General features: G+C 64.3%; 21 protein-coding genes and 1 tRNA gene. 7 read left to right on the top strand and 15 right to left on the bottom strand.

Annotated elements, in window-relative coordinates:
- Window positions 1-432 precede the first annotated feature (432 nt).
- Window positions 433-648, top strand: a complete 216-nt coding sequence (locus I6F16_RS32905) for a hypothetical protein (protein ID WP_036012594.1) — start codon at window positions 433-435, stop codon at window positions 646-648.
- Window positions 649-1244: 596 nt separating this feature from the next.
- Here I6F16_RS32905 and I6F16_RS32900 read toward each other — a convergent pair.
- The gene (locus I6F16_RS32900) at window positions 1245-1547 is read right to left on the bottom strand and encodes a hypothetical protein (RefSeq protein WP_027575377.1); all 303 of its coding nucleotides are present in this window, start codon (window positions 1545-1547) and stop codon (window positions 1245-1247) included.
- A 102-nt stretch (window positions 1548-1649) separates the two neighbouring features.
- Complete coding sequence (locus I6F16_RS32895) at window positions 1650-1877, bottom strand: hypothetical protein (RefSeq protein WP_057029249.1); 228 nt, start codon at window positions 1875-1877, stop codon at window positions 1650-1652.
- A gap of 215 nt (window positions 1878-2092) precedes the next feature.
- On the opposite strand from I6F16_RS32895, the gene I6F16_RS32890 reads away from it, so the two are divergent.
- Window positions 2093-3178 carry an AI-2E family transporter gene (locus I6F16_RS32890; protein WP_109143691.1) on the top strand — a complete coding sequence of 362 codons (1086 nt, stop codon included), beginning with the start codon at window positions 2093-2095 and terminating at the stop codon, window positions 3176-3178.
- 133 nt (window positions 3179-3311) lie between these two features.
- Entirely contained in the window at window positions 3312-3704 is a 393-nt protein-coding gene (locus I6F16_RS32885; RefSeq protein WP_157286040.1) for an NUDIX hydrolase, read from the top strand.
- Between the two features lie 4 nt (window positions 3705-3708).
- Here the strand turns inward: I6F16_RS32885 and I6F16_RS32880 are convergent, their stop codons facing one another.
- A complete protein-coding gene (locus I6F16_RS32880) occupies window positions 3709-3993 on the bottom strand; it encodes a hypothetical protein (RefSeq protein WP_036012567.1) in 285 nt (94 codons plus the stop codon).
- A gap of 499 nt (window positions 3994-4492) precedes the next feature.
- Here I6F16_RS32880 and I6F16_RS32875 point away from each other — a divergent pair, with 499 nt between their 5' ends.
- The gene (locus tag I6F16_RS32875; protein WP_225112545.1) at window positions 4493-7591 is read left to right on the top strand and encodes a DEAD/DEAH box helicase; all 3099 of its coding nucleotides are present in this window, start codon (window positions 4493-4495) and stop codon (window positions 7589-7591) included.
- A 1274-nt stretch (window positions 7592-8865) separates the two neighbouring features.
- Window positions 8866-9537 (top strand): hypothetical protein, encoded by a 672-nt coding sequence (locus I6F16_RS32870; protein WP_036012564.1) that lies wholly within the window; start codon window positions 8866-8868, stop codon window positions 9535-9537.
- A 13-nt stretch (window positions 9538-9550) separates the two neighbouring features.
- On the opposite strand, the gene I6F16_RS32865 is transcribed toward I6F16_RS32870, so the two are convergent.
- The 8 genes from I6F16_RS32865 to I6F16_RS32830 all read right to left on the bottom strand — a co-directional run bounded on the left by I6F16_RS32865 (window position 9551) and on the right by I6F16_RS32830 (window position 17772).
- Window positions 9551-9721 carry a hypothetical protein gene (locus I6F16_RS32865; protein ID WP_167361663.1) on the bottom strand — a complete coding sequence of 57 codons (171 nt, stop codon included), beginning with the start codon at window positions 9719-9721 and terminating at the stop codon, window positions 9551-9553.
- A gap of 324 nt (window positions 9722-10045) precedes the next feature.
- Window positions 10046-10204 carry a hypothetical protein gene (locus I6F16_RS32860; protein WP_164936882.1) on the bottom strand — a complete coding sequence of 53 codons (159 nt, stop codon included), beginning with the start codon at window positions 10202-10204 and terminating at the stop codon, window positions 10046-10048.
- A gap of 207 nt (window positions 10205-10411) precedes the next feature.
- Window positions 10412-10606: a hypothetical protein gene (locus tag I6F16_RS32855; RefSeq protein WP_225112456.1), complete on the bottom strand. Its 195-nt coding sequence runs from the start codon at window positions 10604-10606 to the stop codon at window positions 10412-10414.
- Between the two features lie 1447 nt (window positions 10607-12053).
- On the bottom strand, window positions 12054-12245 hold the full coding sequence (locus I6F16_RS32850; protein ID WP_225112455.1) for a hypothetical protein: 192 nt from the start codon (window positions 12243-12245) through the stop codon (window positions 12054-12056).
- A 116-nt stretch (window positions 12246-12361) separates the two neighbouring features.
- Window positions 12362-12709 (bottom strand): response regulator, encoded by a 348-nt coding sequence (locus I6F16_RS32845; RefSeq protein WP_036012559.1) that lies wholly within the window; start codon window positions 12707-12709, stop codon window positions 12362-12364.
- A gap of 1189 nt (window positions 12710-13898) precedes the next feature.
- Window positions 13899-13974, bottom strand: a tRNA-Lys gene (locus I6F16_RS32840).
- A gap of 315 nt (window positions 13975-14289) precedes the next feature.
- Window positions 14290-16953, bottom strand: coding sequence for a glycosyltransferase (locus I6F16_RS32835; RefSeq protein ID WP_109143693.1), 2664 nt, complete (start codon window positions 16951-16953; stop codon window positions 14290-14292).
- A 231-nt stretch (window positions 16954-17184) separates the two neighbouring features.
- Complete coding sequence (locus I6F16_RS32830) at window positions 17185-17772, bottom strand: hypothetical protein (protein WP_036012549.1); 588 nt, start codon at window positions 17770-17772, stop codon at window positions 17185-17187.
- A gap of 327 nt (window positions 17773-18099) precedes the next feature.
- On the opposite strand from I6F16_RS32830, the gene I6F16_RS32825 reads away from it, so the two are divergent.
- Entirely contained in the window at window positions 18100-19659 is a 1560-nt protein-coding gene (locus I6F16_RS32825; RefSeq protein WP_036012546.1) for a beta-1,6-glucan synthase, read from the top strand.
- Here the strand turns inward: I6F16_RS32825 and I6F16_RS32820 are convergent.
- Entirely contained in the window at window positions 19619-19999 is a 381-nt protein-coding gene (locus I6F16_RS32820) for a hypothetical protein (RefSeq protein WP_036012544.1), read from the bottom strand. The two genes, I6F16_RS32825 and I6F16_RS32820, sit on opposite strands and share 41 nt — an antisense overlap.
- Window positions 20000-20140: 141 nt before the next feature.
- Here I6F16_RS32820 and I6F16_RS32815 point away from each other — a divergent pair, with 141 nt between their 5' ends.
- Window positions 20141-20287: a hypothetical protein gene (locus I6F16_RS32815; RefSeq protein WP_156447140.1), complete on the top strand. Its 147-nt coding sequence runs from the start codon at window positions 20141-20143 to the stop codon at window positions 20285-20287.
- A 33-nt stretch (window positions 20288-20320) separates the two neighbouring features.
- Here I6F16_RS32815 and I6F16_RS32810 read toward each other — a convergent pair whose 3' ends face one another.
- The 3 genes from I6F16_RS32810 to I6F16_RS32800 all read right to left on the bottom strand — a co-directional run bounded on the left by I6F16_RS32810 (window position 20321) and on the right by I6F16_RS32800 (window position 22547).
- A complete protein-coding gene (locus I6F16_RS32810; protein WP_157786023.1) occupies window positions 20321-20476 on the bottom strand; it encodes a hypothetical protein in 156 nt (51 codons plus the stop codon).
- 117 nt (window positions 20477-20593) lie between these two features.
- The gene (locus tag I6F16_RS32805) at window positions 20594-21034 is read right to left on the bottom strand and encodes an MgtC/SapB family protein (RefSeq protein WP_036012541.1); all 441 of its coding nucleotides are present in this window, start codon (window positions 21032-21034) and stop codon (window positions 20594-20596) included.
- Between the two features lie 133 nt (window positions 21035-21167).
- Window positions 21168-22547, bottom strand: a complete 1380-nt coding sequence (locus tag I6F16_RS32800; RefSeq protein ID WP_225112454.1) for a hypothetical protein — start codon at window positions 22545-22547, stop codon at window positions 21168-21170.
- Window positions 22548-22625: the final 78 nt, after the last annotated feature.

The raw sequence follows: 22625 nt of genomic DNA, 5'->3' as shown, positions 1-22625 counted from the left end.
TTTTGTTGTCGCGACGCTGCTGGCGGCCACGTCGGCCCAAGCTGGCGGGCCTTACCCGGCGGTCCCGACCGGCGTTGCGCCATCAGGTGGCGCCGATCTCGGACGCCTACCGTTGCCTGGGGCGCTGCGTCGTCGACGAGAGCCTGTAGCGGGTTCCTGTGTTTCGTTCTTAACAGAGATGCCTCGGATTGGCTGATAAGGGTGCGCCAACCGGGGCTGGTGACATTTCAAACCCGCATCCGTTTTCGACCCCGGCTTTTGGCCGCCGGCGGCCTTTCATGCCCACGACTGACGAAATCATCGAACGGTAACACGATCTCAACCAGCTTGGCGTATCGACGAATCCGTCGCGGATTTGTATTGCGTACCGCGACACCGAAATCGTCCGCCGGCGTGGGCGCGCCGCCGGGCCTTTTCGCCGGGACAGATCTCATGCCGAACGCGATCGAGCAGATCGTCGACGCCTATGTGCGTCTGAAGAACCGCCGTGGACTGGACGAGCTGATGATGCACAGGCAGCGGCTCGCGGTCGATCTGAAGAGCCGGTCCGGCTATGATTTCAGCCTGCCGATCGGTCAGATCGACGAGGAGATCGCGATCATCGAGGCGGGGCTCAGCCGGCTCAAGTCGGATAAGTCCACGATCTAGACGTCGGCATCGTGCGCGATGCCTGGCGTTGACGCATTGTCGCAGTCCGAGCCCGGTTCATGCGGGGTTCAGGCCAGCCATGCGTCAATTGCCATGTCGTTTCGTGGGACGCGAATCCTGATAGGCTTGTCCCGTGTTTTGAAGGAATCGTCATGATCGAACTTGCGCTGGCCGGCCTGCTTGCGCTTGCAACCGTGCCTGCGGCGCCGACAGCGCCCATGGTGGAGCAGGTTCAGTTCAGGGGCGGTCCGGGCGGGCAATGTCCACACGGCTACGATTACAACCACTCGAACGGCCGCTGCTATCCCAACGACCGTCACGCGCCGGGTGTCTACACCGGGGGCCACGGCTCGGGCTATGGGCGCCGTGGTGGCCTGTGCCCGCACGGTTACGACTATAATTACTCGACAGGCGAGTGCTACCCGAATCGTGCGCACGCGCCCGGCGCTTACGGTCGCCCTCAATATTACGGACGACGCGGCGGGCTCTGTCCGGACGGCTATGATTACAATTACTCGCAGGGACAGTGCTACCCGCACGGGGCACGTGCGCCGGGCATGTATGGGCGGTAGTCATCGCCGTGCTGAGGCGGGCGCTCAGTCGCGTCGGCCGCCGTCGATCACCGTGAACAGCGGCCGCGCCGGGGTGGGTTCGACCAGCAGCTCCTCTACCAGTGCGGTTGCGGCATCGACATATTTTCGGGTCGGCTTGTCGAGAGGGCGCTTGGCCTCGTCGTCGAGCGCGACTTTTGCGGCCTCGACCAGCTTGCGCATGCGCGCGGCATGGTCGTCGCCCGCGGTCAATGTCGCGCGCGCCAGCGAGCGCAGCACGAACAGCTCGCCCTCGAGGCGAAGCAGACGGTCGTTGAGCCTGGTCAGGACGGCGTTGAGGTCGGCCATGGCGTTCGAAGCGGAGGATCCGTCCTGATCTAGCCGCGATCGGTGAACGGAGTGCAAACGGCGCCGGCGCAATTCGGCGGATCCGGCGTCACTGCAGGCGGCTTACCATTCGACGCCGGCCCAGCGCCGCCCGAACACCGGTGGCCTCGTCTTCACGGCCTGCCAGCCGAAGAAGTGGTGCTTGCCGGACCAGGCATGCACGATGCCGCTGCAGATGCCGCATTTGAAGCTGCCGCTGTGAGCCTCGCTGTGCTCCTCTCTGGTCGCGGTGTAGTTCATGCCGCAACCGGTGCAGGTGAATTCTTCGATCGTCCAGATGCTGTTGGCCATGGCCCAGAATGCGTTTCGGTGACTACGAAGAAAGGTAGTCACCAGCATTTGCAGCGGCGTAAACCGGCGCGGGGAAATCCGGTTAACCCGCGTTAGCCAAGCCGGGTTGGGACGGGCGATGCGGTATCCGGCAGCCGGTCGTCTTGACGCCAGATGCGTTGCTGGCAATAACGGCTGAGCCCGCAAGCGCGGAAGTTGCGTTCGCAAGGAAAGCTGTGCCCGTGAAAAGCCTCCGTCAGTTGCTGACGGGCGAGGACGTCATCCAGCTCGTGATCCGCCTCGGCCTGCTCGCCCTGCTGATCATCTGGACCTTCCTGATCATCCGCCCATTCGTGCCGATCCTGGCCTGGAGCGGCGTGCTGGCGGTCGCGTTCTATCCGGCATTCAGCTGGGTCGCCAAGATCCTGGGCGGCCGGCCCAAAACCGCAGCAATAATCCTGACCCTGATCACGCTGGGTATCGTCATCGGCCCGGCGACCTGGCTCGGCATCAGCGCGGTGGACGGCGTGCGTGAGCTGGCGCACCAGCTCGGCACCGGCGACCTCGTGCTCCAATCGGCTCCGGAGCAGCTTAAGTCCTGGCCGCTGGTCGGCCCCTGGCTCTACGAGCTCTGGGATCAGGCCTACAACAACGTTCGGACGGCGGTGCGCGAGGTGGCGCCGTATCTTCAGCCGCTGGCCGGCCCGCTGCTCTCGCTCGCGGGCGACGCCGGCCTTGGCACGCTCCAGTTTCTCGTCTCCGTGTTCGTGGCCGGCTTCCTGTTTCCGCATGGGCCGCGCCTGGTCGCGGCCGGCCGCAACTTCCTGTTTCGCATCGTGCCGGAGCAAAGCGAGCATTTCCTCTCGCTCGCCGGTGCGACCATCCGCGCCGTGGCGCAGGGCGTCATTGGCGTGGCGATCGTCCAGGCGCTGCTCGCCGGAATCGGCTTCAAGCTCGCCTCGGTGCCGAGCGCGGGCCTTCTTGCCTTCATCGTGCTGCTGCTCTCGATCGTGCAGATCGGTGCTTTCCTGGTGCTGCTGCCAGTGATCATCTGGATTTGGACCGCTAAGGACGTCACCACCGCGCTGCTGCTCACCGTGTTCTTCGTCCTGGTCGGCTTCATCGACACCATGCTGAAGCCGCTGGTCATGGGCCGTGGCCTGACCACCCCGACCATCGTGATCTTCGTCGGCGTGATCGGCGGTACGCTGGCCCACGGCATCGTCGGACTGTTCATCGGACCGATCATCCTGTCGGTGGCCTGGGAAATGATGATGGCCTGGATCAGGACCGAGGACCGGGCGGAGGCGGGGAAGGGTTGATCTCGCCCCGCCAGCGCGGTGTCAGCCGCCCATGCCGGTTAGCTCGTGGCTTGTGATCAAGGCGCTTCGCTAACTTGTCTGTTTGACTAGACAAGTTACCATTGGGTCGATTCTGTTTTCGACAACGGCAGCAATGGCAAAGTCTTCCAAGCTGGTTGCCGCCAGGCGCGGCAAGGTATTGTTGGTCAGACGCCGATCGGACGGCCTGTGGATGTTTCCGGGCGGCCGCAAGCGTGCGCGCGAGTCGGAGAAGGACTGCCTGCGGCGGGAGATCAAGGAGGAATTGCCCAAGCTGAAGCTCGGCAGGATCAGCCTCTGGAAGGAAGTGAAGGCGAGGAACAAGCGCTCCGGCCGCAAGATGAGCGACGCGATCTTCATCGCCAAGTCCGCCAAGGGCAGGCTGGCGATCGGCGACAAGAAGGAGATCGACCGCGCCGCCTGGCACAAGCCCCGCGGCATCCGCCTGACGGCGACCTCGCGCTACATCCGCGACCGCCTGTTTCCGCGCAAGCGGCGGCGAAGCTGAGCCGCTAGTCCTCCCGCGCCGCCGATCGCGTCCTGCCAGCAAACCTCCTCGATTGCGCCACCTCCGGCTCGGGTGCGGCGAGCTTCGCGGCCTGGAGCTCCCGCATCTCCTTGCGGACCTGGCGCGCACTGCGCATCGCCCGCTTGATGAAAGGATGCTGCGAGTCCTCGGCGAAGAACAGCACGACTTCGCAGCTCGGACATTGCCTGGAATAGCCGTCCTGCAACCGGCCGGCGCGATCGCGAAACACGTTCTTGCACCGCGTGCACTGAACCTGGACCGAACTCATGCGCGGATGACAATCACTTTGAAATGGATCGTCAGCTGATCCGAAATGTCTGAAGAAAGCTTGAATGCCGGCCTGGCCCGATGCCGCCAGACATCGCCGAGCCAACAAGACGTGTGAACCAGTTCACAAGCGCGCGGCGAAACCGCTGCTATGAAGACGTCATTGCTTAACCGATTCATTTCGAACGAAACGCCCCAGCGTGGCTCCAAGCGCTGGGGCTTTTTCGTGCCTCCATTCTCACAGCCAAGAGCAGATCGAAAGGATCGCGCCGCCGCCTCGAACGTTATCGAGGAGGGGTGCGTTCGCAGGGCAAATCCCATATGCATGGCGCCGAGCTGCCGATTCGAGGGGCAAGGCGGCTCGCATTCAGTTTGCGGCGGTTCAAGAGCAGAAACGGGTCCAAGTGAGGCTTTCCACGAAGGCAAGGGTGGCCAAGAAGCCGCCGAAGAAGAGCAAAGGATCGCAGCGCGCCACGATCTCGTCTTCGTCGCCTCTCGGCATGATGGCCCTTCATCTGCTTGGACAATGGAAGCAGTCCGGACGCAGCGGCATCGTGTTTCTCGCCGAGAGCGAGAACAGGGCGGAGCGGCTCGGCAGCGTCATTCACGCGCTCGACCCCGCCTGCGAGGTGCTGGTGTTTCCGCGCTTGAATACCTTGCCGTTCGATCAACTGGAGCCCTCGCACGAGCTCGCGGGGCGCAGAGCCTCCGTGCTGAGGCGCCTTGCGAAGTCCAAGAAGCCGGTGTTTCTGGTATCGACGGCCGAAGCGGTGATGGAGCGGATGCCGCCGCCGGCCAGCCTGTCGCGCCTGAGCCTGAGCTTGAAGGTGGGCGGCACGTTCTCCGAGCAGGAGCTGGAGTCCCGCCTCCAATCCCTCGGTTACGATCTCGACGATGAGCCGGATTATCCGGGCGGGGCGCTGTTCCACGGCCAGACCTTCGAGATATTCCCGGCGGGCGCGCTGGGGCCGTTCCGGATCGAGCATTCGCAGCACACGATCAAACGGATCGTGGCCTTCGACCCGCATGAGCATAGGATCATCTTCGAGACCAGGGAGCTGCTCGTCGATCCCATGTCGGAGCGGCTCGGCCTTGCCGGCAAAGGCGGCAAGCGCGCCAGCCTGTTCGATTATTGCGCGGGCGCCAGATGGATCGCCGATGCCGGCGTGCCGTCGCATGCCGACGGATGGCTCGATACGATCGAGGAGGCCGCGCCCCGCAGCGAGCGGGAGCGCGAATATCTCGGGCGCAGCGATTGGAAGCGGCTCTCCAAGGGCATCAAGGTGCTGCCGCGGAGGGCACCGTTCCAGGCCATCCCGGAATTTTCGAAGCTGACATCCTCCCGGAAGGCGTTGCGTGGCTTCGTCGAGGAGACGCGCCGGGCCGGGTCGCGGCTGATCCTCGTTGCCGCGCACGAGGACGATCTGCGCGTGATGGAGCGGATGAGCGGCGTCAAGGCGGAGCGCTGCGAAGACTGGGAGGAGGCGGCCCGCGGGCGGGGCGGTGAGATGGCGCTGCTCGCCGATCTCGATGCCGGTTTCGTCGTGCCGGCGAAGAAGCCTCTGGTCGTGGTGACGGCGTCCGACGTGCTCGGCAGCCGCGCGCATCATCCGCAGCCGATGGCGCGCGCCTGGAGCGCGGCCTTCGACCATGCCGATGCGCCGGAGCAGGGCACGGTGGTCGTTCATCTCCAGCGCGGCCTTGCCCTGCTCGACGGCCTGCAGACCGTCAACACCGGCGGGGGCGCGATGCGCGAGATGATCCGCCTGAAGTTCGCCGGCGACAATGCGGTGCTGGTGCCGCCGCCCGATCTCGCCTTGATGTGGCCTTACGCCGCCGAGCTCGGCAGGCTTTCGCTCGACAAGGCGGACGGCAGCACGTGGTGGGCGCGCCGCAGCGAGGCCGAGCGCGAGATCCAGATCGCGGGCAAGGCGCTCGCCAAGCACATCAGCCAGCGCCGGCGGCGGCGCGGCGAAAAGCTGGTGCCGCCGGGATCGGCCTACGAGAAGTTCGTCGCGCGTTTTCCTTACTTCACGACCATCGACCAGGCCCAGGCGATCCGGGACGTGCTGGATGATCTCGCATCCGGCCATCCGATGGATCGGGTGATCTGCGGCGATGTCGGCTTCGGCAAGACCGAGGTCGCGCTGCGCGCCGCAGCCGCGGTGGTGCTGTCGGGCAAGCAGGTGGCGGTCGCGGTGCCGACGACGGTGCTGGCCCGCCAGCACGTCGCGACGTTCCAGAAGCGATTTGCCCCGTTCGGCATCGAGGTCGGCAACCTCTCGCGCGCCACTTCGGGCGCGGCGCTGCGGGAGACCAGGGAGGGCCTGCGCAGCGGCCGGATCAAAGTTGTGATCGGCACACAGGCGCTCACCGGCAAGGACGTCAGGTTCGATGATCTCGGCCTGGTCATCGTCGACGAGGAGCAGCATTTTGGCGCGGCGGAAAAGGCAAAGCTCGCAGGGCTCGCCAAGAACGTCCATGTGCTGATGATGAGCGCGACGCCGATCCCGCGTACGCTGGCCGCCGGCCTTGCCGGCTTCCGTGATCTCAGCGTGATCGCCTCGCCCCCGGTGCACCGGCTTCCGGTCGCGACCCGGATCGCGCCGCTGTCGGATGCGGCGATCGCCTCGGCGCTGCTGCGCGAGCAGCGCCGCCACGGCCAAAGCTTCCTGATCTGCCCGCGCATCCAGGATCTCGATCCCATGCTGGCGCGGGTGCGGGCCGTGGCGCCGGACCTGCGCATCGTCTGCCTGCACGGCAGGTTGGCGGCCGACGAGATCGACGACCGCATGATGAGCTTCGTCGAAGGCCATGCCGACGTCCTGCTCGCGACCAACATCGTCGAGAGCGGCCTCGACATTCCACGCGCCAACACCATCGTGGTGTGCTGGCCGGAAAAGTTCGGCCTCGCCCAGCTGCACCAGCTGCGCGGACGCGTCGGCCGCGGCGGCATCCGCGCCTTCGCGCATCTGCTCACCGAGACGGAGTCCGGACAATCCGAGAAGCGCCTCGCCGTGCTCGAGGAGTTCAGCCGGCCGGGCGCGGGCTTTGCCATCAGCGAGCGCGACCTGGATCTGCGAGGCGCGGGCGATTTGTTCTCGGAGCAGCAATCCGGCCACGTCCAGGTGTTCGGGCCCGTGCTCTACAGCCACCTGCTGAAGATGGCCTCGGAGAAGAGCGACGAGCAGCTGTGGGTGCCCGACCTCAACCTGCCGGTCGGGGACATGCTGCCCGAGAGCTACGTGCAGTCCGAGCCGGTGCGGCTCGAGCTCTATGCCCGCGCCGCGCGATGCAACGACGAGGACGATCTCGACGACCTCGAGGAGGAAACCTCCCGCCGCTTCGGACCGTTACCGAAGCTCTCGCGCGACTTCTTCGCCGCGGCCAAGCTCAGGATCGAATGCAAGCGACGCGGCATCATCCGCCTCGACGTCGGGCCTGAAGCTGCGGCCGCGACGTTCCTGCCCGGACGCCTGCGCAAGTCGCGAGGCAAGTCACTGCAACGCGACGGCGACCGCGTCGTCTATCACAGCCCGATGCGCGATGCGCCGTTCGAGCGGGTAGAGGAACTGTTCGAGCTGCTGGACGAGGGGTAGGGGCTTGCGCGTTCGTCAGCGCTCGCAACTGCGAATTCGTAGCGGAAACCCTGCTCCACCATTATAGTTAATTTGGGCGTGGCGAAGGAGATCGTCCGATGTCACATGCCATTCGTCCAGTGATTGCCACGATTGTCGCAGGCTCATGTCTGTTGGCCCTGGTGCAAGCGGGCGGCGCAAATGCCGGCTCCGCCGGAGCGGGCATGGGAACGGGGCAGGGTAGCGCTGGCGGCTCGGCGCCTTCTGGAATGGGGACGAGTGCGGGCAATGCAGGTCCCTCAGCACCCCCAGGGATGGGGACGAAGGACATCGCGCCCGGCGGAGATCTGGGCACCAACAGCGAAGCGACCAATTCGAACGTCCAGCCCGCCACGCCTGCGAGGTCGCGGGCGGCAGCTCAGGCCGCGAGAAATGCCGGGGCTGGTCGCGCTCAAAATGGCCTGCCGATCGGCGCAATTGGCAGCGGCACGAGCAATGAAGATCAAAAGGCCGCTGGTTCGGCGTTCTCCCAAAGGAGATTCCGACCGGCAACACAGGCTCAAGGAAACGCCAGTGTTGGTTCAAATAGTCTGTCAGGGAGAGGCTCGAGCCTTTCGGACCAGATCAGTCGGCCGCGAGCCGCACGAGCTGGAGACAAGGTGCTGGATGCCAAGGCCCGGGTCGAGCGACGAACGACTGTGTCGCCCAAACGCGTTACGAGCCCGACAGGACCAGGTTTGTAATCTGCGAGCGACGGGGGAACAGGTCGACTCGGTGCATCGCGCTCTACCAAAGCACATGTGGCGCTCGCGGTTTGAGCGGACGCACGAGCTGTTCGAGCTGCTGGACGAGGGGTAAATCGGAAAGTGCGAAAACAACCCCATGCACAGTAGCTATGTGCTTGTGCGATAAGGCGTTCTGCATTCGGCGCGTCCATCGCGGCCGAGGTGGCCCAAGCAAGCGTGGTCCACGACCCGGATCAGGCCTATCGTGCCGAGTCCGTGCCGGAGGCGCCGTCACTTGGCCGTTGATTTGTCGGGCAAAACAGTGGCATTATGCCAACTTCGGAAAATCCGTTGCTGGCATGGCTGTTGCCGGATGCGCGGCGAGGAGCTTGCGCCGGATCCGTAATCGGCCGGGGGCGCCGGCCCGTCCGCCGGCCGCGCCGCTAACGCGGAATTAATCCAGAAAGCCGACAATTTTAGGCAGTTGTGTATGGGTGCTGCGTAAGCGGATCGTCGCGAGGGCGTTCCAGGGGCGGCTTCCTGTTGCTCGCTCCATGGGGGTCAGTGCAAATGACCACGTCCTTCGAAACGCCAAGCTTCGCCGAAGAGCTCGACGCCGTCGCCCTTGCAGACGCTGCAGGCGCGCAGGAACCCGCAGGCCCGGAAGCTGAAACGCCGCCAATCACGCCCCGCCGCAAGACGATCCTGCCGCTGGCGGTGTGTGCCCTCGCCATCAACGGCGCGGCGGCCATCTATACGTCGCCCTCCGGCATGCCGTCATTGAATGTTGCCAGCCTCGCCGAACTGCTGCCGCGGCAGGAGGCACCGGCACCGAAACCGGATCCGGTCGTCACCGCCCTGAAGGAGATCCAGTCGGCCCAGCAGCAGCACACCGCTTCGCTGCATGAGAACAACCAGACGCTGCAGCAGAATGCAGCCTTGCTGCAGCAGGATTCACTCTTGCTGCTGTCGCTGCGGCAGAGCATCACGGACGAGCGGGTCGACGTGAAGAAGATCTCCTCGCAGCTGTCCACGCTGATCGCCAAGGTCGACTCGCTGCAGAATGTGATGATGTCGGACGTGACATCGTCCGTTCGCAGAGCGAATGCGCGCTACGGACTATCCGCCGCGATGCGCAAGCGGCTGGTGCGTGAGCCCAAGCCCCTGGGGCCTCTAGGGCCGGTGTCGATCGGAGGGGCTCCGCTGACCGCGCCGGCTGCGGTGGCGGCGCCGGAGAGCTGAGGACGCGTTCTGGCTAGGCCGCTTCCTCCTCGAACGAGGTATAGACCCGGCCTGTGGGATCAACGACCTGAACGTCCCAGCATCCGTCCTCGACCAGCTCCCTGGCCTTTTTGAGGGCCGCGGCGAGTGAGGACCGCTTGAGATTGACGACGCCCGCCGTGTCGAAACCGTTGATTTCAAACATGCCGTTCCTCCGGTTTTGGGGAATCCTACACGTTTCCGGCGCGATGTCAGCGGGTTTGTCAAAGTTTCAGTTGCTGGGCCTTGGCCTCCAACCGTATTCCTGATGGGAAATCGTGGCGGTGATGTCGGCCTCTTTGTCTGCCGAGAGGCGCCAGGCCGCCACTCCGAAGCACAACGTCAGGACCAGGGCCGTCGCAAGCAGAAGCATCGAGACGAAATGGCTCACGCGGGTCACCAGCGGTTGGAAGCTCCGAGAGAGCGAACACGGGCTGCCGATTCGAAAAATACAGACGGGCTGACCTAAAGCCCTGGTTTCCACATCAAGTCACACAGGACCAAAGGCGCTCACGATCCCGATCGTGATCGGGACCAGCGCGACGATCGTCCATAAGGCGGGCGAGCTGGAAGACAGACCGGCGAAAAAGATCAAAAGACCGAAGCCCACAAGGGCCGCCGAGATGGCATAGGCGAGTGCTTTTTCCATCGTTCGATCCACGAGGAAACGGGATGGATTGCGCCTGTAGGACTCAGTGCCGATCGAAACGTTCCCATGCTGATCTGGATTGGCGGTGCATCAGCATCTCCGCAGCTCCGCTCAGCATGTCGACCACCACTGCGGCTTCGAAGCCTGGAGCCACAAAATCACTGGGCCATGTCTGCGCGGATCGGGCACCGGATCCGCGGCGTGCTTCTAAGGCCGAGACGGGTCGGTCCCGGCCTTCCGCTCAACCATCGCCATTTCCACTTGGTCAGCAAGGACCGTGAGGTGGCTTGCGAGCCTGTCGAACACTTCCCGCTTGGCTGGATCGGTAGCCAAGTCGCGGATCAGGGCGCGTTCGGCCGCATCTTTGCCAAGTTTCTCGATCTGCGCCAGATAGTCCTTCATTGGCAATTGGCTTCGTTCTGCGCAAACAAAACGTACAAGCAATGTGCGAAAGCGAGCAGAAGCGATTGCCGATTTTTCCTAGTCTTCGGTGGCTTTGGCCTTCCCCAAAGGTCCAAGCACCTCCAGCGGCCCCGGCCTCACACCCCAAAAGCCCCCCACGGTCGGGGCCGTCATTGGCGCTAGGCGCGATTTGCGATCGTAGCCGTGGCGCCTGCCTCTGAGCGTTCGCGGATGGAGGAGCCGAGTCGCATCGCACGAACTGCGACAACGGCGCAGCACTCTTCAAAGGAACTGACTCCATGCCTCTGCATTCCTCGATTGCATGATTTTCCCACTTTTCGGTCGGCTCGTTGACGGAGGGGGTACATGGGCACTTTCGATCACACCGCTGTTCTGAAGCAGCGTTTCGATGAGCTTGCTTCTGGGCTTTCCGCATTGGAAGATCTGCGCTCGCGCGTAGTCGCAGCCGAGCAAATGCAAGAGAGGCATAGTCACGCGGGCAAGCCGCCCCCGACAATTCGCAAGGGTGGCAACCCTAAATCGCGATCAGCAGAAACCGATCGGCCAAAGAGGCGCTAGGCGCGGCCCCCGGTTCACGCTTCAGGACAAGGGCCGCCGCTCTGGAACAGCGGCCCTACCGGGTTACGATAGATCTGAGATGAAACTTGCCGGCCCCGGTAACGACATGTTCGTCCTGGAGGGACGTTCCTGCATCAACAAACGTGAATCCAAAGGAACGGCCCCGGGCGTCCCGGGGCTGGCTGCGGACACACCGAGGCCGCCCGACGCACCACTCAGCGTGGCACGCCGGGTGATATCGTCTGCTCAAACATTCGAGCTGGGTGTCTCAAAAGATACCGTCCAGCATTAAATTTTCGAGGTCTAGGCCAGAACCAGCCCCGACGGCAACGCGAACGGCGGCCGGTGAACACGTTCGAATGCGGCGCGCGAGAAAGGAGGCCGCAACCATTGGGCCTACCGGTTCACGCTGGCGAACCACCATCGTTCGCCGCACGCGACCTCTCCGCGCGTGAGGGCATCAGCAGAAGTAGCAATTGTTCAGCTCGCTCCTTGGTCAGATTGGCCGCCATATCGGTCCCGATCAGTGCTGGGCCCCTGCGTTCTCGATCGTAGACCATCCAACCCTTGCCGCCCATGCGAATGAAAAATCGGCTTTGCGACGGAACCTCGTCAGTCAATGAAGCATGCTCCCGATTTGCCCAGCACCTCTCAGGAAGCGGCATTCTTCTTTGTAGCTTCATTCGCATATGTGAATCGTTTCGGGAAAAAATGGCAATTGGTCGAGGTTTCGTTCACAGTTGAGTGCACTGTCACCGTAGATTGTCAGATCCGGCGGGCGCGCTGCTTGGAACGCCTCGCTTGACTTCACGACCCTGGTCACGCGCCAGCGGTTGTTGAGTTCGTGGGGAAGCCAATGATGTGCGCATCAACCGGCGAAGCTCCGGCCTTCCTGCGTCAGCTCGAAGCTCTCGCCATTTGCGCAGAGCAAACCCGCCTCGACCATTTGCTTGGCAAATGACAGGCTGCACACCGGCTGCGAGCCGCCCGGATGATACAGCCGCGTGCCCCGCGCGATCAGGTGCCCATACAGCAGAGCGAGCCGCAGCGGCCTGACCATCCCGGGCGAGACATTTGGCATTCCTGCCAAAGCGTGCGGAAGGCCCTTCGTTCCTGTGTGGAGTCGAACGACTGACAATTGTCAGTCTGCGGAGCATTGACCGCGGCTGGCTGCAGCTAATCGCCCGCGAGCGACTGCATCGCTTCCAAGAGGCGTTCAAGCCCGAACGGCTTCTGGAGCATGATGCTGCCGGACACCGGACGCGGAGCGGCGTGCGTGTAGCCGGTGGCGTAGATCACAGGCATGCGCGGATTGGATTGCCTGCACTGGATGGCGACATCCCAGCCCGTCAGGGAGCCTGCCAACCTGATGTCGGTGAACAAGAGATCGGGTGTGGCTTCGGCACAGAGCTCGAGCGCGCGCTCGCCGCTATCAGCTTCCATCACCTCGTGCCCGTGAGTCTCCAGGATGTCGACCACCACGTCCCGGATCAGGTCTTCGTCTTCGGCTACAAGAACCCGCAAGTCTCCCTCCAGTCGCGCTCTTCGTCCACGACATGAGGACCCATGCGCAGAAAACATAGTGCCGGCTGGTCGGCGCCGCCTCCGCCAACTCGGCCGACGAGCCAGCGAGACTCAAGCTGGAACGGGTGACCTTTGTTCCTGCCCACCTGCTGAGCCGGACGGCATTTCGATTTTTGCTACTTGATTTTATTGGTGAGCGCGCTGGGCTCGAACCCAGGGCCGGGAGCCTGGATCGGGCAATGAACCAAGAGCATGCGAGGCGACTATTTCACCGACATGGAGCAGGACGACAGCGACGCTGAGGACGATGATCCGGAGGAGGCGAAGCAGCAGGCTCCGGAAATGTGCCCGTGCGCTTGATTCTGCTCATGCCATAGCGGTTGTCTCACGAGTCTCGAAATCGAACGCTGCCGGGCTCGAAATACATGTCCCGGCAGCGTGTCATTCTCAAACTGAGCGCTGAAATCCCAGTTGGCTTCGACTGTGCAACGGACATGCCACAGGCTTGTGACAGGAGCCCGCCGGTTCGCGCTGGCGGGCCTTTGATAGCTTAATAGTAATGGCGCCTTGGGCGGTGATAATAGTCGCCATAACCGTAATATCCCTGCCGGCCCTGCTGAAACTGTGGCGGCACCGTGCCGTTGGGGTAGCACCGACCGTCTCGAATATCGACGTCGGCGCCGTGGCCGCATCGGACGGGATGTCTACCGTAGCCTCCACCGTAACCTCCGCCGCCGCGATGATAGTACTGCCGCGCAGCCTGTTCTTGAGGAGGGAGGGCTCCGTTCGGATAACACATGCCGTCTCGGGCGCTCAGGTCCCAACCGTGGCCGCATGGAGGCGGGTGTCTTGGCACACCATACTGGACCTGCTGGATGGGTGGCTGAACCAGCCCCGGCACGGGCGGGCCCATAAGTAATGCTGCGGCGAGCACGGAAACGATCATCTGAGAATCTCCATGGGGCGCAGCGTGCCTCAGCACGTATGAACCCGCTGTGAATGGCACGGCTCACGTTGGCGGCTTCTTCGCAAAGCCTAGGGTTAGCACCATAACCACTGCCAAGAGAACCCAGCCGACAATATCGATGGCGGTCATGGCTGCACCCGGCGAGTGTGCACACTGTGTGCAGGCCCCAAAAATCCCCTCAACTCGAAGGGCTGAATTTTGGCTCTAGGTGCTTGATTAGCTTGGTGAGCGCGCTGGGGCTCGAACCCAGGACCCCGTGATTAAAAGTCACGTGCTCTACCGGCTGAGCTACGCGCTCCCATGGCCGCTGATGGCTCGAAGAGATCGCCATCGTGTTCGGACATTCGAGAGGCATGTCTTGCCGCTTCGCCTAGAGATCGCGTCGCGGGGAAAACCGGCTGTTTCCGGATCATGCCTTCGGCCCGCGCTGTGTAGGGGGAGTGGCTGCGGAGGTCAATAGTGCGGGTGGTTGCCGAAGATCGCGGCAGGAGCGGGGATTTGCCTGGGCTATCCGTCGCTTAGGCCAAAATTCTCACCTCGATTGGCGGCCGGTCATCCACGCCGGAGACCACGTGATTCCAGGCACGAGGCCGAAGACCGGCGTGGAGCAGGATCAGTTCGTCTCCCGCCGGACCTCGCTCGGCACCGGCTGCGGCGTGCCGGTCGGGTGGGGCAGCGCGACCGGGCGCAGGCCGATCAGCTCGGCGGTGCGGATCGCGCTGTCGCGCCAGAACTGGAACGAGTTGATGCGGCTGAGCTCGAGGATGGCGATGGCGACGGCGGCGAGGAACGGCAGGCTCTGCAGCACCAAGACGCCGGCGAAGATGTAGATCTCGGTGATCTGCTTGTAGCTGTTGGTGGCGATCAGCACGCCGGCGCCGACCAGGAGCAGGGTGCCGATCACGGCTTCCCAGAACGCCTGGAACTCGATCGACATGCGGGAGAGGCCGCCTTTGGAGGTGCGGGCGAAGGCGATGTGCTCGGTGATCAGGCCCTGCGCCACCGCGCGCGACACCGTCCATTGCACGCTCATCGCCGCGATCATGGCGCCCAGCATCTGGCCGGGCTTGATGGCGACGCGGGCGCGGTACATCGACAGGAAGTGCACCAGCGAGACGATGAAGGCGCCGACAATCGGCAGCGTCAGGATCTTGTCGGGAATGGCGATGTCGGCGAAGGCGACGATCGGCACCCAGATGAGGTTGAGCAGCGCCACGACCACGCCGAGGCTTTCGGCGCCCAGCCAGTTCAGCCAGCCGAGGCCATATTCGCGCTTCTGGTCGGGCGTCAGCCGGCTTGCGCCGGGCAGGAAGCGGCGCCAGTGCTTCTTGACGATCTGCAGGCCGCCATAGGCCCAGCGGTGCCGTTGCTTCTTGAAGGCCTCGTAGGTGTCCGGCAGGAGGCCTGCGCCGTAGCGGGTATTCGTGTAGTGGGTGGTCCAGCCGAGCTCTTGGATGGCAAGGCCGAGATCTGAGTCCTCGCAGATCGTGTCGCTCGACCAGCCGCCGGCCATGTCCATCGCGGCGCGGCGGATCAGGCACATCGTGCCGTGCACGATGATGGCGTTGGCCTCGTTGCGCTGGACCATGCCGATGTCGAAGAAGCCGGCATATTCGCCGTTCATGATGTAGTGCATGATCGACAGATCGCCGTCGCGGTGCTCCTGCGGCGCCTGCACGAGGCCGACGCGCGGGTCGGCAAAAGCAGGCACGAGGTCCTTCAGCCAATCGGGCTCGACGACATAGTCGGCATCGAGGATGCCGATGATCTCGGCATCCGCCGCGGTGCGGTCCATCGCAATCCGCAGCGCGCCGGCTTTGAAGCCCTGCACCTTCTCGGCGTTGATGAACTTGAAGCGTTCACCGAGCGCGCGGCAATGGTCCTGGATCGGCTGCCAGAAGGCGGGATCCGGCGTGTTGTTGATGATGACCACGCATTCGTAGTTCGGGTAGTTCAGCCGCGACAGCGCATCCAGCGTCTGCTTCAGCATCTCGACGGGCTCGAAATAAGCGGGGATATGGATCGAGACCTTGGGGCAGTAATCCTCGGGCACGTTCTCGACCGGCTTGTTCTTGGCGATCAGGCGCTGCGGCGGCCGGCCGAAGGCAACCGCGGCGATCTCGTCGATGCGCGCCATCGCGATGAGGACCAGCGGAACAAGGAGGATCATGCCGAGCGTCAGCGCGAAAGCCGAGCCGAACAGGAAGTAGTGGCCGTTCCAATAGGCGAACACGGTCGCGGCCCAGGCGCCGACGCCGTTGGCGGTCGCCGACAGCAGGAAGGCTTGCCTCGCGGTCGCCTTCTCGATCCGCAGGATCGGTAACGACAGCAGCACGCCGACCAGCAGCGCGATGCCCATCAGCTTCCAATAGTCGGGGTTCTCGACCGGGCCGGTCCAGGCGAATTTCGGCTCGCCGCTGGCATTGAGGACGCCCCAATACGGACCGACGCCGCCTTCGAAGAATTTCCAGGGCCGATCGAGGGCTTCGACGATGTTGTAGTCCATGCCGAGCGCTTCGGCGCGGGTGACGAAGTTGCGCAAGGTCAGCGCCTGCTGGAACGGACCTGGATCTGCGTTGCGCAAATTATAGCCTGCGCTCGGCCAGCCGAACTCGGCAATCACGATGCGCTTGCCCGGGAACTGATTGCGCAGGAGGTCGTAGCGGTCCACGGCCTGGTCGACGGCCTGATCCGAACGGAAGTTTTCCCAATAGGGCAGCACGTGCGCGGCGATGAAGTCGACGCTGGAGGCGAGGTCCGGAAAATCGCGCCAGATGTTCCAGATCTCGCCCGTCGTCACGGGAACACGGACCGCGCTCTTGACCTTCTTGATCTTGCTGATGAGGTCCTCGACCTTCATCTCGCCGCGGTAGATCACCTCGTTGCCGACCACGATGCCGATCACGTTGCTGTTCTTGCGGGCAAGCTCGATGGCGGCCTTGATCTCCCGCTCGTTGCGATCCTCGTCCTTGTCGATCCACGCGCCGACCGTGACCTTGAGGCCGAACTCGGCCGCGATCGGCGGCACCAGCTCGCTGCCTTCCGTCGCGGTGTAGGACCGGATCGCTCGCGTGAGGGTCGAGAGCTTCTTCAAGTCCGCGCGAATCTTGTCGGGGTCGACCTTGAGGTCGACGACATGGCCCGGTTCGAACGGCGTATAGGACAGGCTCGGCACCAGGCCCTTGAAGTCCGGCGCAGGTTCCCTGTCGCGCAGGACTCCCCAACTGCCTGCGTGGAGTGCAGACACGAGCAACAGAACGGCGGCGACAACGCGCATCGCGGCTAAACCAATAGGGGCTGAGGTGGCAGGGAAGCGGATCCGACCCCGAGATCCGACCAAGTCCGCGGCAAAGGGAGCATATCTCTGCCGCGCGGTTTCACAACTGTCATGGCCTCATGTCCTTATGAGGGCATGGCCTTTTCGAACGACGCGCGGCAGTGCCAACCGTCTCTATGGCCGGTCGTTCCTGAACGGCAGCTGAAACGACCGGAGCGATTTGGGCTTGGGCTATTTCGCCGGCGTGGGGGACGGGCTTGCCGCAGGCGAGGGGCTCGCGGCCGGCTGCGGCTGCGCATTGGCGGCCGGCGCTGCCGGCTGAGCGGCCGCGGCCGCCGCCTGCTGCGGCTGGGCGGCCGGGTTGATCCAGCACGCGTGCACGCGGCTATCCAGAGTTTCGGCCACCTTGGGGTCGATCTGGCCGCCGAAACGGGTCAGGCAGCGGAACGCGGCCTGGATGTGGCCGCCGGGACAGCCGAAGCGGTCGTAGAGGTCGAGATGACGGAATGCGGTATCGAGGTCGTCCCGCCACATCAGCCGCACCACGCGCCGGCCGAGCCAGACGCATTCGGGATTGCCGGCCGGGCCGTTGATGACCTGGGCGGCTTCCGCGAACTCGTCGGTGCGGCGCTGATTCTGGGCGGCGTCCTTGGCGGCGTCGGCGGGCTGGGCGGCCGCCTTGCCCTGTTCGGGGCCCGGCGGACCGCTCTGGGCGGAGGCGCCGCCAGCACCGGTCAGAACGAGCAGGCAGGAGACGGCCAAGGTGGCGGCGAACTGCCGCAGGACCGCATTTCGTGACTCGAACACCCGTTGCCGCATGAATTCCCCAATGTATCCGCTGGCCGTCCGCGTCAGGAGCCCCGCGGACGCGCTAGCTGATGGCGTCCAAATGGGTCTCCAATGCGGCGGAAAAGTCTTTCGGAGTCCATGACCTGTATTTCGAATTTTGTCCAGCAAGGTCACGATCCTAGATCACGGTGAACCGGCGCAGGTAAATTCCTTGGGGGCGCAAGGGATCCACCGGACGTGCCCCCTTGGCAGACGGCGTGCGAGAAGGTAATCGACGGCCCTTCGCGGAGGACGGAACCGATTTCTCTTCGTACGCCACTGGCGCTTCTGCTCGTCTCACTGGGTGCGATCGCTGCCGTGTGGTGGTGGCTTGCCACGCCGATCACGCTCGCGCGCGCCCCGATCGATCCCGCCGACAAGGTTCAATGCGTCTCCTACGCGCCGTTCCGCGGCGAGCAGTCGCCGCTGGAGGCATGGACCCATATCGATGCCGACCAGATCGAACAGGACCTGCGCCAGCTCAAGGAGATCACCGACTGCGTCCGCACCTATTCGCTGGAGAACGGGCTCGACCAGGTGCCGGCGATCGCCGCCAAGGTCGGCGGGATGAAGGTGCTGCAGGGCATCTGGCTCTCGAGCAACCGCACCAAGAACTACGAGCAGGCCGGGCTCGCCATTCGCCTCATCAAGCAATTCCCTGACGTCATCACCTCCGTCATCGTCGGCAACGAGGTGCTGCTGCGCGGTGAGATGACGACGGCGGACCTCGTCGCTCTCATCCGCCTGGTGAAGACCCAGGTCGGCGTGCCCGTGACCTATGCCGATGTGTGGGAATATTGGCTGAAGAACCGCGAGGTGTATGACGCCGTCGACTTCGTCACGATTCATATCCTGCCCTATTGGGAGGATTTTCCGATCAGGGCGAAGTTCGCTGCCGCCCATGTCGAACAGATCCGCGAGCGCATGGCGGTGGCGTTTCCCGGCAAGGAGATCCTGATCGGCGAAACCGGCTGGCCGAGCGCGGGCCGCATGCGCGACGGCGCACTGCCCTCGCGCACCAATCAGGCGCGCGTCGTCTCGGAAATCCTCGGCCTTGCGAAGGCGCAGAAGTTCCGCGTCAATCTCATCGAGTCCTACGACCAGCCCTGGAAGCGCAGGCTGGAAGGCACCGTCGGCGGCTATTGGGGCCTCTACGACTCGGTGCGCAGGAGCCTGAAATATCCGCCGGGACAGCCGATCAGCAATTTCCCGTACTGGAAATGGTACATGGGCGCCGGCATGGGGCTTTCCGTGCTGGTGTTCGCTGTCGCGCTGATCACGCTGCGCCGCCGGCCGTGGACACCGCGTTTCCCGGCCTGGCTCGGCGTCGGCATCTCGGCGACGACCGCCGGAATCCTGCTCGGGATCGGCGCCGACAAGATGTACTACGAGAGCTACGGGATCGGCGGCTGGCTGCTCTGGGGCGCGTTGCTGCTGGCCGGCATCCTGTCGCCGATTTTCTGCGCGCAGGCGATGGTGATCGGCCGCAGCCTGCCGACCTTCCTCGATCTGCTCGGCCCGCGCGAGGGCCGGAAATGGTCGAAGCTCACCGCGGTGCTCGGCCTGACGCTTGCGGTGACCGCGGTGATCGCTTCCGCGACCGCGCTCGGCTTCGTGTTCGATCCGCGTTACAAGGATTTTCCTTACGCCGCGCTGACGATGGCTGTGGTGCCGTTTGCGCTTCTGATGCTGAACCGGCCGCAGATCGGCCAGCGTCCGATCGCCGAAGCGGTGTTCGCGGGGGTGCTGGCGCTGTCCGCCGTGTACGTGCTGTTCAACGAAGGTCGCGACAATTGGCAGTCGCTATGGACCTGCGCGATCTATCTGTTGTTCGCGCTCACGCTGTGGCGGGCGCGGGCCGAGCAAAGCCAAGAATAAGCAGGCCGATCGCAAGGCCCGACAGCACGACATTGTAGAGCACGATGCCGAGGCCGGCGGCGATGAGGCCGACGGTCAGCAGCACGATCGACGGCCGCATCAGGTTCAGCGTCGCAACCACCAGCGCCACGATGCCGAACACCGAATTCTTGAACAGCACGGTCGAGACCGAGCGCGACTTGCAGACCAGGGTCTGAAGCCCGGCGTCGCAGGCGAGCGCTACTTGCGAAAACTCGATCGCGAGATAGCGCACGTAGAGCGCGCAGCCGACGGTGACGAATCCGACCACGAGCAGGAACTGCACCTGGTAGGGCGTGAGGCGGAAGGGCTTCTTTGTCATGGCCGCAATATGGTCGGGAAGGCGCGGCCAGGCAACAGGGCAGGCGAGGTTTCTGTTGATCCGCCCGGGCACTCTCCAGGAACACGCGAGCCTCCCGCTGGTTCTCAACATTGTGTTGCCAACACCGCCTAGGAGTGAGGCATGGACAAGCCGACGCAGGAGCAGCTGAGCGAGCTCAAGAGGCTGAGCAAGGAGGCGCGGGTCGAGGATTGGTCGGACATCGTCCAGTCCAAGGACGAGGCGGAGATGCGCATCCGCGATCTGAAGGAGAAGGCGCGCATGGAATAGGTCATCGCCTGCGCCAAGGGCGATCAAGGACGATCAGCTGCGACCTTGCGTGTTCCGGCTCTGCTCCGCCAGCCGGCGCTCGTATTTTTCCGCCAAGGCGAGCAGTCGCTTCCTGATGTGGGGATCGGCCAGCTCGGCCAGTTCGCGGATCAACGCGAGTTGCTCACGCAGAAAGTTCGCGTCCGTCATCTCCGCTCCGAATCAAGTCCGGTGCGGAGTGTGCCGTGTCAGGTTGGTCTCGTTCGTATCATTTGGTACTTGGGCGGAGGCATGAAGCCGCTCACCGGCCATGTGCGACTACCAGACTTACTTCAACCCCAGGCGACGTTCGAGCCAGCTGAGCGCGAACAGCACGAATAACGTGACTGCGATGGCGGCGCCCACCAGCAGCCAGGCGCCCAGCGCGCAGGCGATGCCAAGACCGGCAGCGATCCAGACAGTCGCCGCGGTAGTGAGGCCATGAACCGTCTTGGCCTTGACGTCGTGCAGGATGACGCCCGCACCGATGAAGCCGACGCCGCTCAGCACGCCGGTAACAATGCCTTGGACCACCCTCGAGACTGCATCCGGGTGGTCGCGCAAATTCTGAAACTCGATCACGGAAATCGAGATCAGCGCAGAGCCCAAGGCCACCAGCGCCAGGGTGCGCATGCCCACCGGCTTGTCGTTCATGTCGCGGTCGATGCCGATCACGAGGCCCGTAGCCGCCGCGACGAGTAGCCTCAGCACATCATCCAGTTCGTTCATCAAGACCCGCGTTTCTGGAGGGGCGACGCTTCGCGCACGTCGGACATGGACCTGCGAACTTGCTGCCAAGCGCGGCCGAGGTCCAAGCGTCCGTTGGTCGCATGCTGGCTGCGTGCGCGCCGGGACCGAGGCGTCATTGTCGCCTGAAGAACGACGACAGCGTCGATCCCGCGGACGACGCTGCCGCCTCCGGTTTCGCCGGTGCTGGCGCCGGCTGCGCGGCGGGAGCGGGGGCGGGCTCGTCGCGCTTGGTGCGTTTTGAGGAGTAGCTGCGGCGGCGTTGCGGCTTTTCGGGCTTCGCGCTCGACACAGGGGCCGTTTCAGCTGGAGGGCCAGCGTCCTGGCTCGTCTCCGAACCCTTGTCCGGGACTCTGTCCTGAGTCTTCTCTTGCGCCTTGTCTTGTACCTTGTCCGGACCGCCACGCATCGACAGGCGCTGGCCATCGAACACGGTGGTCTCGCAGTGACGATTGCTCTCGGCGAGACCCGCGCAGAATTTTGCGGCGGCGGCGGCATTGACCAGGGGGCCGGCGCCCAGGCGGAGCTGCATGCCGAGGCCGGTGTTGCCTTCCTTGATCATGATGATCGGCCGCAGCGCTGCGATCTCCGGGTTGGACTTGGTCACGCCGCGCCAGAGCGCGCGCAGGCCGTCGATCGAGTTGGCGCCGCCGAGATCGATCGCAAAGCGCGTCTGCTGAACGGCGATGGCAGGGGATTCGCTCTCGGCTGGCTCTGGCGGCTTGGTTGCTGCCGCCACGATTTCGGCTGCGGCGGGCGCCGGCTCGGACTTCTGCTCGGCTGTCTCAGGTTGAATCAGTTTCGATGCGGCCGGATCAGGTGGCGCCATGAGCGACTTGGCGGGCACCAGCGGAATGGTCGGCAGCGCCGAAGTCATGGCCGGATTCTGTTGCACGAGCGAGGCGGCGGCCGCGGTCTGCGGCGGCGGGCTCGGCGGCTCCTTCAACGTTTCCTTCTGAGCATCCTTTGGCGAATCCTTCTGAGCATCCTTGGCGGCTTCGCTGCGCGGCTTCTCGCTCGTCGCCGTCGGCGTCGAAGCAACCGGCGCGACATTGGGAGCCGCGGGTGCTGCGTCCTGCGGCTTCGCGCCCGGCGGCGGCGCGGCCGCTTGCTTGGCAATGGCGCCGGTGACGGAATCGAGCCCTTGCTCCAGCACGGTGACGCGCGAATACAGCCGGTCGCGGTCGCTGTTCAGCGTCTCGATCGCGGCGGCGAGCCGGCGCGCTTCGTTCTGGCTCTCCTTGGTCAGCAGCTGCAGCCGGTCGGCCTGGCGCACGAGATCGGCGGACGCAACCTGGTCGCGCCGCCAGCCGAGCTGGGCCTGGTTGGCCATCACGGCAATGACGACGGCGCCGACGGCCGCCACGCCCCACGAGCCCAGCCGCCACATCATGCGCCCGTCGAAGGCGCTTTCCTCGGCCAAAAGTCCGGAGAACAGCCCGCCGGTCTCCTTGGTGGAGAAAGCGTCCGCCAGTGGGTCGGAATCCCTTGCCATGAATGTTAAGCGCCCAGCCCCGTCCGGCTTCCCCGAATCAATCAGGGAACATTAACAGGAAAAGCGCGCCGCACTTGA

The organism is Bradyrhizobium sp. IC4060, from assembly GCF_020193715.1.
Taxonomy (GTDB): Bacteria; Pseudomonadota; Alphaproteobacteria; order Rhizobiales; family Xanthobacteraceae; genus Bradyrhizobium; species Bradyrhizobium yuanmingense.
This window is presented reverse-complemented; position numbering and strand designations above follow the sequence as displayed.